Annotated in this window: 14 protein-coding genes; 4 read left to right on the top strand and 10 right to left on the bottom strand. The window is 62.6% G+C overall.

Annotated features, from left to right (window positions below):
• Nucleotides 1-4 precede the first annotated feature (4 nt).
• From O4H62_RS09835 to O4H62_RS09795, 9 genes are all read right to left on the bottom strand, one after another.
• Nucleotides 5-976, bottom strand: a complete 972-nt coding sequence (locus O4H62_RS09835) for an SLAC1 anion channel family protein (protein ID WP_269387352.1) — start codon at nucleotides 974-976, stop codon at nucleotides 5-7.
• Nucleotides 977-1,084: 108 nt separating this feature from the next.
• Entirely contained in the window at nucleotides 1,085-1,984 is a 900-nt protein-coding gene (locus O4H62_RS09830) for an ABC transporter permease (protein WP_269387350.1), read from the bottom strand.
• On the bottom strand, nucleotides 1,938-2,708 hold the full coding sequence (locus tag O4H62_RS09825) for an ABC transporter ATP-binding protein (RefSeq protein ID WP_269387349.1): 771 nt from the start codon (nucleotides 2,706-2,708) through the stop codon (nucleotides 1,938-1,940). Before O4H62_RS09825 ends, O4H62_RS09830 begins: the two co-directional genes overlap by 47 nt.
• Before the next feature lie 89 nt (nucleotides 2,709-2,797).
• On the bottom strand, nucleotides 2,798-3,832 hold the full coding sequence (locus O4H62_RS09820) for an ABC transporter substrate-binding protein (RefSeq protein ID WP_269387348.1): 1,035 nt from the start codon (nucleotides 3,830-3,832) through the stop codon (nucleotides 2,798-2,800).
• 81 nt (nucleotides 3,833-3,913) lie between these two features.
• Nucleotides 3,914-4,576, bottom strand: a complete 663-nt coding sequence (locus O4H62_RS09815) for a GntR family transcriptional regulator (protein ID WP_269387347.1) — start codon at nucleotides 4,574-4,576, stop codon at nucleotides 3,914-3,916.
• Nucleotides 4,577-4,637: 61 nt separating this feature from the next.
• On the bottom strand, nucleotides 4,638-4,868 hold the full coding sequence (locus O4H62_RS09810) for a hypothetical protein (protein ID WP_269387345.1): 231 nt from the start codon (nucleotides 4,866-4,868) through the stop codon (nucleotides 4,638-4,640).
• 15 nt (nucleotides 4,869-4,883) lie between these two features.
• Entirely contained in the window at nucleotides 4,884-6,089 is a 1,206-nt protein-coding gene (locus O4H62_RS09805) for an aminomethyltransferase family protein (RefSeq protein WP_269387344.1), read from the bottom strand.
• 1 nt (nucleotide 6,090) lies between these two features.
• On the bottom strand, nucleotides 6,091-7,602 hold the full coding sequence (locus O4H62_RS09800) for a phytoene desaturase family protein (protein ID WP_269387342.1): 1,512 nt from the start codon (nucleotides 7,600-7,602) through the stop codon (nucleotides 6,091-6,093).
• Complete coding sequence (locus O4H62_RS09795; RefSeq protein ID WP_269387341.1) at nucleotides 7,599-9,203, bottom strand: phytoene desaturase family protein; 1,605 nt, start codon at nucleotides 9,201-9,203, stop codon at nucleotides 7,599-7,601. Before O4H62_RS09795 ends, O4H62_RS09800 begins: the two co-directional genes overlap by 4 nt.
• A 102-nt stretch (nucleotides 9,204-9,305) precedes the next feature.
• Between O4H62_RS09795 and O4H62_RS09790 the strand changes: the two genes are divergently transcribed.
• The 4 genes from O4H62_RS09790 (at nucleotide 9,306) to O4H62_RS09775 (ending at nucleotide 12,811) form a co-directional block, all read left to right on the top strand.
• Nucleotides 9,306-9,926 carry a TetR family transcriptional regulator C-terminal domain-containing protein gene (locus O4H62_RS09790; RefSeq protein ID WP_269387339.1) on the top strand — a complete coding sequence of 207 codons (621 nt, stop codon included), beginning with the start codon at nucleotides 9,306-9,308 and terminating at the stop codon, nucleotides 9,924-9,926.
• A gap of 229 nt (nucleotides 9,927-10,155) precedes the next feature.
• Nucleotides 10,156-11,022, top strand: coding sequence for a class I SAM-dependent methyltransferase (locus O4H62_RS09785; RefSeq protein WP_269387338.1), 867 nt, complete (start codon nucleotides 10,156-10,158; stop codon nucleotides 11,020-11,022).
• The gene (locus O4H62_RS09780) at nucleotides 11,010-11,717 is read left to right on the top strand and encodes a TetR/AcrR family transcriptional regulator (RefSeq protein ID WP_331284457.1); all 708 of its coding nucleotides are present in this window, start codon (nucleotides 11,010-11,012) and stop codon (nucleotides 11,715-11,717) included. Before O4H62_RS09785 ends, O4H62_RS09780 begins: the two co-directional genes overlap by 13 nt.
• A gap of 11 nt (nucleotides 11,718-11,728) precedes the next feature.
• Entirely contained in the window at nucleotides 11,729-12,811 is a 1,083-nt protein-coding gene (locus O4H62_RS09775; RefSeq protein ID WP_430538402.1) for an extracellular solute-binding protein, read from the top strand.
• Nucleotides 12,812-12,881: 70 nt separating this feature from the next.
• On the opposite strand, the gene O4H62_RS09770 is transcribed toward O4H62_RS09775, so the two are convergent.
• Entirely contained in the window at nucleotides 12,882-13,955 is a 1,074-nt protein-coding gene (locus O4H62_RS09770; protein WP_269387583.1) for an ABC transporter ATP-binding protein, read from the bottom strand.
• Between the last annotated feature and the right edge of the window lie 13 nt (nucleotides 13,956-13,968).

The following is a 13,968-nucleotide window of genomic DNA, read 5'->3' as shown; positions in this document are numbered from 1 at the left end:
TGGTCTATTCCGGTCGGCAGATCTGCTTGGCGCGGATTGCCTGGGCGGTGCGCACTACCAGCGTCGCAACGGCAAAGGCCAGGCAGACAGTCAGCGCGAAGCCGATCAGGCGGTGGCCGTAGGATCCGGTTTCGTGGGCGAAGACGAAGGAGGCGACCGACAGGGCGGCCACCGGGAACGTCAGCGCCCACCAGGACAGCGCGAAAGGTAGCCGGAAGAAGCGCGGGGCCTGGGTCAGTACGATCAAGGCGAAGACGTAGCCGGTGTTCAGGAGTACGCGGGCGAAGGCGTCCACATCGCCTGTCAGCCGCACCCAGGCGACAAAGGCCACCGCGGGCGGGGCAATCAGGATCACCAGCGTCGGCATCAGCCGCGCCGGCAGCGGTTCGTGAAAGATCAGGCGGTTCATCACCAGCGTCAGCAGCACGATCCAGAACAGCAGGCCTGCCGAGAAGAACAGCCAGGACACTTCGGTCATGCCAAATTCGACGCCGGCGAGCGGGACCAGCACGTTGCCGACAGCCGGGATGAACCAGGCCGGGGACAGGTGCAGCGGCTGGAAGGAGCGGTGGCCGATCCAGTTGGCGATGACACTCAGCGACAGCATGGCCTGGGCGGCGACACCGATGCTCCAGATCACATAAGCGGCCCCCGGCACCCGCGGGGCCAGAGCAGTGCCGAGCAGCAACAGCGAGATCGAGATCGTCGGGAAAAAGGCGATACGGACGGGATGGTTCCATTCAGCGCGGACGGCAGCGGGATGCCGCACAAGCTTCAGTGCGTAAAAGAATGCCAGAACGGCAAATACGGCCACCGCCGCGCCGAGAATGAATTGCGAGACGTTGCCTGCCGATCCCGCTGCCTTTTCCGCCGCGGTCATCGACAGGGCCAGTCCGAGAAGGCCCATCATGACGGCAAAGAAAGTGACGGGAAAATTCTCCAGCCGGTCAGGTTCGGCTCCGGACATGTCGACCATTTGATCTCGCTCCTTGATTGGTTCTCGATGAGAGATTTGCCGTCACCCGGTTCGCCAGTCCATGACAAGGATCAAACCGCCGCCCGCTTTCGCTCGCTGACGGGATTATCAGGCGCGCCAGCTCAGCAGCAGCCGTTCCGCCCGGCTGATCAGCCAGCCGACGGTCAGGCCAAGCACCGAGAGCATCGCGACGCCGGCGATCAGCTGGTCGGTGGCAAACAGCGCGCCCGCCATCAGGATGTAGGCGCCGATGCCGTATTCGGCGCCGATCATTTCAGCCGCGACCAGCAGGATGATGGCGATCGAGGCCGAGATGCGGAAGCCTGACAGGATCGCGGGCAGGGCGCCGGGGATGATGATCTTGCGGACGATCGACATCCACGAGAGGCCGAAGGACTGGCCCATGCGGATCAGGTTACGGTCGACATTGTCGACCCCGCCATAGGTGGCGATGACGGTGGGGAAGAACACGCCGAACAGGATGGTGGCGACCTTGGAGCCCTCGCCGATGCCGAACCAGATGATGAACAGCGGCAGAAGCGCGATCTTCGGGATCGGGAACAGGGCCGAGATGAAGGGCGAAACGCCGGCGCGAACCAGCGAGAACAGGGCGATGGCGAGGCCGACAAAGACGCCGATCAGGCTGCCGAGGCTCCAACCGATCACCAGCCGGTAGAGGCTCGCCGAGAGATGCTTCCAGATCATGCCGGTTTCGAACAGATCGGACATGGCGCCGGCCGCTTCGGACGGGGCGGGCAGGGCGATGTTGGAAATGAAGCCGGTCTGCGAGCCGACCTCCCAGAGGATCACAAGGACAACGAACAGGAGCGGGGCAATCAGGCGGTGCCGGGTATGGACAAAGCCACCACCGCGGAACGGCACCGGCTTGACCAGGCCCTTCCGGCTTTGCTGCAGATCGCTGGTATTGCGCCTCGTCCGGGTCTCGATTTCATTGGTGGCATCAAGCGACATCGGAGAGCTCCCGGTCGGCGGCGCGGGCCTCGTCACGCATGGCCTCCCACAGCCTGCGCTGGATGGCGGACGTCTCTGCGGGATGGTTGATGCGCTCGCTCAAAGGAATGTCGATGTCGACGATCTCGCGGATCTTTCCGGGCCTGCGCGACAGCATGACGATGCGGTGACCCAGCCGCACGGCTTCGGCCAGATTGTGGGTGATGTAGCAGGCGGAGAAGCCGACCTGTCCCCAGAGCTCGATGAGATCGTCCATCAGCAATTCACGGGTCTGGCTGTCGAGCGCCGACAGCGGCTCGTCCATCAGCATCACGGCCGGATTGACCGACAGCGCCCGGGCGATGGCGACGCGCTGCTTCATGCCGCCGGAGAGTTGCCTTGGCCAGGCATTGGCAAATTCCGAGAGCTTGGTGCGGGCCAGCACGTCGGTGATGATGGCGCGCGCCTTGTCCTTACGTACCGAGTGATCTTCAAGCACCAGGCTGATGTTGCCCTCGACCGTACGCCAGGGCAGCAGGGCAAAGTCCTGGAACACATAGGTGAGCGGGTTGAGGCTGTCGGACGGCGGCTCGCCGGCGATCAGGGCCGCGCCGTGATCGGGCTTTTCCAGCCCGCCCAGAATACGCAAAAGGGTCGACTTGCCGCAGCCCGAAGGGCCGACGATGCAGACGATCTCGCCGGAGCCGACCGACAGGGAGATGTCGCTCAAGACTTCGACGTCTCCATAGGAATGGCTGACGTGATCAAGGATCAGTTCCATTGTCTCGGCATCCTGAGTTCGGGTCGGAAAGGGCGCCCCGCAGCACAAGCGGCTGCGGGGTGCGGTCGTGACCTGTTCGGTTCAACCGATCAATAGCTCTCGACGAAGCTGGTGTCGACGAGGTCGGCCATGGTGACGCCTTCGGGCGCGAGCTTCTCGGACTGGAACCAGGCCAGCTGATCCTCGACGCTGGCGATGTTGAGCTTCGCGCCTTCATTGATGCGCATGGCGCCGGCCGCAATGCGCGGGCCTGCCTTTTCGATCGGCTGGTCGGCATAGACATATTTGTGCACCATGCCGGTGATCTCTGCGACTTCATCGGCGCTCATGGTCTTGTCGACCAGGGCGGCGTTGTAGTCGGCGATCCCCTTGGACAGCCCGGCGAGGAAGCGGGTGACCAGATCGCGGTTCTCGGTGACGTTCTTCGTCGATGTGAAGACGGTGGTGACCTGGTAGTTGTCGATGTAGTCGGACACCTTGCCGATCTCGACGACTTCGGGACCCTTGGTCAGCGCGCCTGCAATGTTGGGGACGATCGACCAGGCGTCGATCTGGCCCGACTTCAGCGCGGCAATCACCGCCGGCACCTTCTGCATCGGGGTGATCTTCAGTTCCGAGCGGTCAAAGCCGGACTTGTCGGCGATCTTGTGCGCCATGTAGTGGAACGACGAGCCGGGGGTGGTGACGCCGAAAGTATGCCCGGCCAGCTTGTCGGGGCTGGTGAGGCCCGCATCATAGGCAGCCTTGGAGGCGAGGATCTTCTGGCCGGAGATCTCGGGCGTTTCCTGCAGGGCTCCGCCGATGATGCGCACGGCGCCTTTTTCGGCCAGACTGATGAGGCCGCCGGAAATGGCGGTCATGCCGAAATCGATGTCACCCGAGGCGATTGCAATGGCCATCGGCTGGGCGGCCTGGAAGCTGACGAATTCGACGTCGAGATCCTGTTCCGTGAAGTAGCCCTTGCCCTCGGCGATGATGCTCGGTGAATGGGACGTGAGCGACAGGATGCCGATCTTGATGGCATCGGCTGCCTGCGCCGCGGTGGACAGTCCGGCTGCCGTCACCAGCCCGATGGCGGTCGCGGCAAACATGGAAAGTGCTGTTCTGCGTGTCGTCTTGATCATGTGATCCTCCCATTGATCCTGTGTCGATTGTTCTAAGTCCGCGTGCTGGCATGACACTCCTCCCGCACGCGGGTCCTGGTTTCACGGGTTGCCCAATGGCTCCAGTATGAGTTTTTCCAGCGCCTGTACCGCCTGTGGTTCGTCATGCGCAAGGACTGCTTCGACCAGCCTTCCGCGCATGGCCATCAGATCGTCGGGCCTGATGCCGCGTTCCTTGAGCGCGGCAAAACGGAACCGGCGGCTTTCAAAGAACAGCCGGGACTGGAAATCGATCAGCCGCGGTGAATTGCAGCGCGAGACCAGGATCGCGTGAAATTCGTGATTGGCCTCGTCCCATTCGAGCGCGAGCGCGTCGATATCGTCCATGACCATCCGGTCGGCGCGATCAACGGCGTGGCGGGCAGCGATCAGTTCTCCCTCCCAGCGTACGGCGCCGTGCTTCATCGACCATTTGAGGCCGAGGCCCTCGATCTCGGCGCGCAGTCGCGTCACGTCCTCCAGATCGGCCTGGGAGGCGGACGCGACGCGAAAGCCGCGCTGTGTGCTGGCTTCGACGATGCCTTCATTGGCAAGCAGCGTCAGCGCCTCGCGGAAGGAATGGGCGCTGCCGCCGTAACGCTGGCGCAGGTCTTCGATCTTGAGCCGGGAATCGGGCGGCAGGACGCCGAAGGAAATGTCCCGTCGCACCTGCTCGGCAATGAACTGGACGACAGTTGCCGCATCGTCATTCTTGAAACCGAACACCGGGATCTCCAACAAACCGGAAAATATTGAAGATTTTGGTATTCGTTGAAGACAGGGGGAGTCAACCGGTTTTGTTGCCGGCGCGGGATCGGACGACGGCCTTCGGGTCCTCGGAATCGAGATTGCAGCAGATCCGGTGGGCTTCGAGCGTGTCGGTGTCGAGCATTCCGCGGTGGTAGAAATACATCGCCGCGCCATAGCGGACCATGCCTGATCCGGACTCTCCGAGCGGCAGCGTCAGCAGCGCGAGCTGCCATTTATCTTCCTCTGTTTCCGGCTTGATCGGCTGCATGGGTGGCTGCCTTGCCTAGTAGTCGGCCGGTGGAGTGGCGGTGCGCCTTGGGTGCACGAAAAACGGCTTCTGAACCAGCTGGCATCTTGCCATGCGCCGCTGCCACCGGATCTCCTTCTGCAGGTAGATCTCCACCCAGAGATTGTCGGTGACCGACTGGCCAAAGGGCGCTTCAAGCCAGGCATAGGCGATGTTGCGCTTGCAGGTCGGCGACCACAAGGCAGATGTGACCTGGCCGACCTCGCGGGTCTTCTTGTGATAGACCAGCGCATTGTGGGCGGGCTTGTCGCGCTCGATCTCGATCGCCACAAGCTTGCGGCGCGGCGTCTGTTTCGACAGGTCGAGAAGGGCGCGGCGGCCGTTGAAGTGCGGCTTGTCGAGCGCTACCAGCCATTCGAGGCCGAGCTCGTAGGGCGTGTTGGCCCTATCCGCCCTGAGCACCGTCTGCGACGACAGGAAATCGACCTTCGGCAAGAGGAAACCTGCCTCGATGCGGGCCATCTCCAGCGCTTCGTAGCCAATGACCCGCAAGCCACGGAGCTTTCCGGCATCCATCAGCGCGTCCCAGACCTTGAGGGCGTCAGCGGGGTTCATCCAGAGCTCATAGCCGAGATCGCCGGTGAAGCCGGTGCGCGAGATGGTGACATCGGCGCCGTCAATCCTGAAGTCCGCGATCCCGAACGGCTTGAGCGTCTCGATGCCGGCTAACCCCAGATCCTTGAGAAGGGCGAAACTGGTCGGGCCCTGAAGCGCCAGCCCGGCGATGTCGCGGGTGACATCGGTGATCGCGACATCAAAGCCCCAGGCGATGTCTTCGAGCCAGGACAGTTGCGGCTCCTGGCAGCAGAGCCGGAATTCGGTCCCTGAGAGGCGGAAGACAGTGCCGTCATCGACAACGTTGCCGTCTTCATCGCACCAGATGCAGTAGGCGACGCGGCCCGGCTTGAGCTTGCGGATGTCGCGGGTCACCAGCCGGTTGACCACGGCTTCGGCGTCCGGTCCGGTGATCGTGTATTTGCACATCGGCGAGATGTCGAAGAGTGTGGACTGGTTGCGGATGGCGAAATACTCGAACTCGACAGTGTCGAGCACCGACGGAGAGGCATAGCCCATCCAGTTGACCCAGGACTGCTGGCGGTTGTGCTCAACCAGGCGATCATGGAACGGGCCGGGTTCGAGCCCGAGCGCCACCTGTGGAACCGGTTTTGCCTTGGCAGCCATCTCAGTGTCCCCCGTTGCGAAGTGCTGCGCGTGCCGCATTGAAGCCGGGTGCGCCTGAAATGTCGCCGCCGGGATGAGCGCCGGCGCCGCACAGGTAAAGGCCCTTCACCGGCATGCGGTACTGGGCCGCGCCGTCGAACGGCCGCAGCATCAATAGCTGGTCGACGCGTAATTCGCCGTGATGCCAGTGCCCGCCCGACGCGCCATAGCCGGTTTCGATATCGACGGGCGACATCACCCGGCGGGTTGTGACAGCAGAAGTCAGGCCGGGCAGGGCTTCCTCCAAGGCCGCCATGACCGAGCTTGCGAGTTTTTCCTTGGCGTCATCGGTCCAGCCACCTTTGAGATCATGGGGCGTGAACTGCGCGGTGACGCAGAACCGTTTGGCGGTGGCATCATAGGTTGCTTCGAACACTGGCCGTTCTGGCAGATTGCCATATTTGGCAGCATTGAAGGCGGTCTCGATTGCCTGCATGGTGGGGGCGAACACCAGTCTCTGGCCATGCTCGATCTCGCCACCGCTGCCAAGCGACGGCATTTGTGCGATGTCGAAATCGAGGCGGCTGACCATGCCTATGGTCGCCATGTTGCGGCTGCGCCGGACGAATTCGCCGTCGAGATGCTCGACGCCCAGAAGGTTCATCAGCGTGATCTTGGGGGAGGCGTTGGAGAGCACTGTTGCAGCCGCGATCTCCTCGCCGGACTGAAGCCGCACGCCTGCCGCCTTGTCCTGATCGACCAGAATTTTCGCCACCGGCGCACCGGTGCGGATTACGCCGCCGGCATCGGTCACGCACTCGCGCAAGGCCTTGACCAGAGCATCCGGCCCGCCTTCGGGCATGACCCGCAGGCCGTGGCCGTGGGAGGATTGCGAGGCCATGCGGTAGAGAAGCGTGAGCACCGTTCCGGGAGACCGGGGACCCATGGCGCCACCGAGGGTGGCGTCCATGGCGAGGCATCCCGCCAGGGGACCGTCGCCGATTTCGTCGTTCAGCAGATCCCAGGCGTTGGACAGGATGATGCGCAACAGGTCGCGCATTTCGGTCTTGCCGAGCAGGCGCATCTTCAGGGCCATCCTGGCCAGTCCCGCCATTTCACTGAAACTTGCCTTGCCGAGGCCGGGAGGGGATTGCAGCATCATCACGCCGAGCGCCTTTGCCTGACGGCCGAGGCGGGCATGGAGTGTCGCGTAGGCTGGAGCCATGTCGGCGTCGACGCCGCTTGCCCGACCGCCGAGAACGGTGACAGGCGCGCCGTCGGGATTGAAGGAGATGGTCTCGACCGGTCTTGATGTTCCCATCAATTGGGGAGGCAGGCCGAGCTGCCTGATGATCTCGGGTCGAAGCGCATAGGGCAGAGGCGCAACGCGAAAGTCGGCGTCGCCGAGCATGCCGCCGACATGGTCGCGGGCTTCGAGCACCAGCACCTTGCGCCCCTTGCGGGCGAGCAGGGCCGCGGCAACGAGGCCATTGTGGCCGGCCCCGATGATGATTGCGTCGTAGCGCCCGCTCATGCCGACATCCCCATGTCGATCCTGTGGCCGAGGTCGGCGAGGACCTCACGCGCGGCATTGGCGCCGGGCGCGCCCATGACGCCGCCGCCGGGATGGGTGGAGGATCCGCACATGTAGAGCCCCTTGATCGGTGAGCGGTACTGGGCGTAGCCGGGCACCGGACGGTTGAACAGCAGCTGGTCGAAGGTCAGCTCACCCTGGAAGATGTTGCCCTCGGTGAGGCCAACCTGATCCTCGATGTCCTTCGGGCTGCGGATCTCCTTGTGGACGATCAGCTTGCGAAAATCCGGGCTGTGGCGCTCGATCTTGGAGATCACGGTCTCGGCGAAGGCCTCGCGGTTGGCATCGTCCCACTCGCCCTGCGCCAGCTCATAGGGCGCGTATTGCACGAAGATCGTGGCGTAGTGCTTGCCGGGTGGGGCCATGGTCGGGTCGATCTGGGTCGGGATCAGGAAGTCGACATAGGGGCTTGCTGACCAGCGGCCGTCCTTCCAGTCGTCATAGGCGCGCTCGATCTCTTCCATGTCGTCGAGGAAGTGCAGATCGCCGCGCAGGAACGAAGCATCCCTGGGTGCGCCGGTGAAGCTCGGCATGCCATCGAGCGCCACGTTGAGTTTGCCCGACGAGCCACGGAACCGATAGCGCTTGACGCCCTTGACGAAGTCCTGCGGGAGTTCCTTTTCGTCTGTGTGATCGATGAAGGTGCGGCGGACATCCATGCCGGACACGATTGTCTCGGCCTGAAGTTCGTCGCCGTTTTCTAGCACCACGCCGCGGACCTTGCCGTCCTTGACGGTGAAATGGTCGAGGCCGGAGCCCATGCGGATCTCGCCGCCGGAGGCTTCAAACGAGCGGGCCATGGCCTGGGTGATCGAGCCCATTCCACCGCGGGCAAAGCCCCAGGCGCCGATCGCGCCGTCGACCTCGCCCATGTAATGGTGCAGCAGCACGTAGGCCGTTCCGGGTGAGTAGGGGCCCAAGCCGGTGCCGATGATGCCGGATCCGGCGATATAGGCCTTGATCATCGGGGTTTCGAAATACTGGTCGAGATACTCGGCGATCGACATGGTCCAGAAGCGGACGGTTTCGGCCATCTCGCGCGGGCCCAGATTGTGAAACCGCTTGAGGATGTAGAGCAGCTCGGAGATGTCGCGGGGTTTGAGCGACGCGGGGTCGGGTGCCGTGCGCAACAGCAGCGGCTTGATGAACTTGCACTGGCGCATCACGGCACGGGAATAGCGCTCGTAGCCATCGGCGTCGCGGGGAGAGTGGCGGATCAGTTCCCGGCGCAGCGCGTCATGGTCCGACATGTAGGCGAAATAGTCGCCCTTCGAATTGAACACGCCGCCGCCCTCGTAGGGGATCACCTGCAGGCCGTGTTTGGGCAGCTCCAGCGCGCGGATGATCTCGGGCCTGAGCAGCGAGCAGACGTAGGAGCAGTTCGAATAGGTCCAGCCGGGCGTCAGCGACAGGCTGACCGCGGCTCCGCCGACATGGTCCTCCTTTTCGACGATCAGCGTCTTCAACCCTGCGCGGGCCATGAAGCAGGCCGCTGTCAGGCCGTTGTGGCCGGCGCCTACGATGATTGCGTCATATTTCATGGTCCGCCCCGGCGAATGGAAAAATCAACGCTAGGATAAACTGAGCGTTCAGTCAAAAAATTTGTTCTGTCATCTTTTTGAGCGGTGCGCTAGAGATTCGCCATGGCGCAAGGAGCTGAAACACAGAAGGTGTCTCCGACCAGCACGCGCACTCAGGCACGGGTGATCGAGGCTGTTGTCGAGGTCGTGGCGCGCCATGGGATCAGCGGCACGACTTTCGCCAGCGTTTCAGCGGTAGCCGGTGTGTCCCAGGGGGTGCTGGTGTTCCATTTCAAGAACAAGGAACGCCTGTTGGCAGAAACCCTGTCGCGGATGCTGCAGGAATACCGGCGCGCCTGGACAGAAGCGATGGCTTCTCCCGATCCTCTTGAGCGCATTTTGGGACTTGTCCGGGTCGATTTCAGCCCGGAGATCTGCAGCCGGACCAAGCTGGCCTTGTGGTTCTCGTTCTGGGGCGAGGCCGGTGCGCAGCCGCTCTACAACAAGATCTGCGTTGAAACCGAGATCGCGCGCAACGATGCGATGCTTGCGAGCTGCCGCGATCTCGTGGCCATGTCGGGAGGACCGGACCCCGAACTGCTGACGCAGTCCATCGATGCCTTCACCGACGGCTTGTGGCTGCAGATGCATATGCAGGGGCACCCGCTCACGCGCGAGGAAGCGATTGAATCCGCCTATGCGCATCTCAGGCTTCTGATCCCAAACCATGCCGACCGGTTCTGAAGCGAACCGGGCTTTTCGGCCTGTTGAACAGCCGATGTTCAAACCGGTTCCTGCAATCCATGGTCCCGGGTTCCGCATTGCGAATCCACCGGCGATTGCCAGATCTTTCAGGCTGGTGCGACCGCCGGTCGATGTCCGCTATTGAATGAACGTTCAACAAATTTCTTGCATTGACCGTACTTTGCGCCAATAATCCGCGAAATCGTTTGAGTGAGGAACACGACCCATCATGATGGATGGACAAGCCGATTCTGCACCAAAGACGCCTGCTGGAGATATTCCTGAAGGCGATGCGCCGGAATATGACGACATCGCGATCCGGTTTCTTGAAGCCCTGTGGGGCGAGGGGTTCCTGTCGCCCGGCGGCCCGGATGAGGTGCGCCGGGTCGTCGCCGGGGTCGATCTTGCGGACAGCCACGTACTCGATATCGGCTGCGGGTCGGGCGGCATCACACTTTTCCTGGCGCGGGAATACCAGCCGGCAAGCATCGTCGGCTTCGATGTCGAGCAGCCGGTGGTCGACTTGGCGACCCGGCGGGCGGCAGAGCAGGGGCTTTCCGACAGGGCAAGCTTCGTGCGCGGCGCGCCGGGGCCGCTTCCCTTCACTGACCAGAGTTTTGACCTGGTGTTCTCCAAGGACGCGCTCATTCATGTGGCCGACAAGGAGGCGCTGTTTGAGGACATCTTCCGGGTGCTCAGGCCGGGCGGCCGGTTTGCCGCCAGCGACTGGCTGACATCGCATGACGGCGAGCCATCCGCCGCGATGCGGGACTATCTCGCCGCCGAGGGGTTGAGCTTCGGAATGGCGTCGGCGCGGCGCTATGAAATGGCCATGCAGAGAGCCGGCTTTACCGATGTCCGCACCGTCAACCGGAACGCATGGTATCGCGACGTGGCGCGGGGCGAACTCGAGCGGCTCAAGGGGCCGTTGTACGCGCCTGTCGCCGCTGCGGTCGGCGCGGGTTATGTCGACAAGAACATCAGGACCTGGAGCGCCATGCAGGTGGTGCTCGACAGCGGCGAACACTGTCCGACCCATGTATTCGGAACCAGGCCGATGCACAGTCAATCTCATGAGGAAGGATCGGGACCCTGAGCGCAGGACGTAAGAACGAGAGTGCAGCGCCGGCCACGCCGGCGACGGATGCGGCACGGCGGCGCGAACCCAAGGCGCTGCGCCGGGAGCAGCTGATCAACGCGACCATCGATTCCCTGGCCAAGCGCGGCTATGCGGCAACGACGCTTGCCGACGTGGCGGACGGGGCCGGACTGTCGCGCGGGATCGTCAATTTCCATTTCACCAGCAAGGAAAACCTGCTTTCCGAAACCATCAAGTTCCTGCAGGACGAATACACCGCCAACTGGCAGGCGATGGTGGAGAAGGCGGCTCCCGATACCGCGTCGCAGTTGCGTGCGATGGTGACGGCCGACCTCGACAGGAAGATCTGCACGCACCGCAAGCTTGCCGCCTGGTTTGCGCTGATCACCGAGGCCAGATCCAAGCCCGCCTATCACGAAATGGCATGGGAGCGGGACGCCAAGTACCGCACAACGCTGGCGGCGATATGCGCGAAGGCCAAGCAGGAGGGCGGATATGCGTTTGACCCGCAAAGCACGGCAGACGCGATCTATGCCATGCAGGAAGGGTTGTGGCTCAGGATGATGCTGTTTGGCCGCGGCTACAAGCGCGAAGCCGCGCTGAAGGTCGCGTTCGATACCCTTCGCACGATATTTCCCAGGCACTTCGCAGATGGCGGTCCGCCGTCGACACTTCAAGCAGAAGACTCATGAAGGAGATAACAATGCAAAAAGAACATTCCAGAGGTTTGATTTTCAGTTTCGCCGTCGCCCTCTCGCTCACCGCCGCACCAATGATGGCATCGGCCGCGGATGCGGAGCTGACAGTCTTTGACTGGGCCGGATATGAAGATCCGGAGTTTCACCCCGCCTATGTCGCCAAGCATGGCGATTCCCCGACCTTCGCTTTCTTCGGGGATGAGGAGGAAGCGTTCCAGAAGCTTCGCACCGGATTCAAGGCCGATGTCGCGCATCCCTGCTCGCAGAGCGTGGTAAAGTGGCGCGACGCGGGTTTGCTCAAGCCGCTCGATACCTCGCGCATCCCGGAATGGGACAACATCCTGCCCGGCTTCAAATCTATGAAGGATCTGATGACCACCGAGGACGGCAAGGCCTGGATCGTGCCATTTGAATGGGGCAACACCGCCGTCACCTACCGCACCGACAAGGTCGATGAAGCCGACATTGCTTCTCTCAAGGCCTTTGCCGATCCGAAGTTCAAGGATCGCGTCTCGATCGGCGACAGTGTCGATGACGCCTATGCGCTGGCCTCGCTGGCGATAGGCCTGAAAGACTGGGCCAATATGACCGACGCGCAATTCGAGGAGGCCTCGGCATTTCTGCGCGAGGTTCACAAGAACGTGCGGCTTTACTGGACCGACAACACCGAACTGAGCCAGGCCATGGCCGGTGAGGAAGTCGATCTTGCCTGGGCATGGAACGAAACCGCCACCACATTGCAGGCTGACGAAGTGCCTGTGGCGATCAAGAAGGACACGGAAGAGGGGCTGTCGACGTGGGTTTGCGGCTACGTGTTGCTGGAAGGCGGTGAAGGCAGCGTGGACAAGGCCTACGATTACATCAATGCCACGCTCGACCCGGCGGTGTCGTCCTACATCGTTTCCGCATGGGGATACGGGCACAGCAACGCTAAGGGCATGGCGGCGATCGACGCCGAAACGCTTGAAGGCGCCGGTTACGGCGACGTGGCGTCGTTTGTCGACAAGACGCTGTTCCAGTCGCCGGTTCCGGTGGAACTGAAGCAGAAGATGATTGCAGAATTCGAAAAGATCAAAGCCGGGTATTGACCGGCCGCTGACTGCTCAGCAGACAACAGAAAGGCGCCGAACTCCGGCGCCTTTTTCTTTTCCCGGGGCTTCAGCCCTGCATGATGACGAATGCGTCCCGGTCATAGGTGATGCGGACGTCAGAACCGACCGGGATATCGTCGGCGCCGAAGTCGTTGGTTTCGACGACTGAAAGATGCTGGGTCTGCCCCTTGATGCCGACCGCCAGCGAGGTTACCTCTCCGAAGTAGTTTCGATCGACAACCTTGCCGGTGATGATGGGATCGGCAGTTTCGCCCTCCCAGACGATGCGAAGGCGTTCGGGGCGAATGCCGATGATGGCGCTTGCCGGATCCGGGATCGCCTTGCCGGCAAGATGCCCTGTGATGTCGCCGATGCCGGGCAGCGTCGCGGTGAAGCTCTTGCCGTTGACCGCGAGCTCGGACGAGGTCAGGAAATTCATGCCGCCGAGGAAATCGGCAACCTGCCTTGTGGCAGGGTTCTGGTAGATTTCCTTGGGTTCGGCGATCTGGGCGATGCGGCCCTCGAACATCACCGCGATCCGGTCCGACATGCTCAGCGCCTCGTACTGGTCGTGCGTGACCAGCACGAAGGTGATGCCGATCTGACGCTGCAGATGCCTGAGTTCGACCTGCATCTGCTCGCGCAGCTTCTTGTCGAGCGCCGACAGCGGTTCATCGAGCAGCAGCACCTTGGGACGCATCACCAGCGCCCGGGCCAGCGCCACCCGCTGGCGCTGGCCGCCGGAGAGCTGGTTGCCCATGCGGGGCCCGAGCTTGGAGAGTTCGACCTGTTCCAGCGCCTGCCGGACTCGGCTCTGCTCTTCGTCGCGTCCCAGCCGCAGGCGCTTGAGGCCGTAGGCCACGTTCTCGGAGACATTGAGGTGCGGGAATATGGCGTAGCTCTGAAACACCATGTTTGTGGGCCTGAGATTGGGCGGGATGCCGGCCATGGATTTGCCGCCGATCAGGATCTCGCCCGAAGAGGGATTGTCGAAGCCGCCGATCATCCTGAGCAGGGTGGTCTTGCCGCATCCCGAAGGCCCCAGCAGCGAGAAGAACTCGCCTTCCCGGATAGATGCGTTGAGCGTATCGAGCGCGCGGAAAAGGCCGAAGCTCTTGTCGACATTCCTGATTTCGATCATCGGTGTGACTGTC

It is taken from the genome of Parahoeflea alexandrii (assembly GCF_027214025.1).
Taxonomy (GTDB): Bacteria; Pseudomonadota; Alphaproteobacteria; order Rhizobiales; family Rhizobiaceae; genus Hoeflea; species Hoeflea alexandrii_A.
This window is presented reverse-complemented; position numbering and strand designations above follow the sequence as displayed.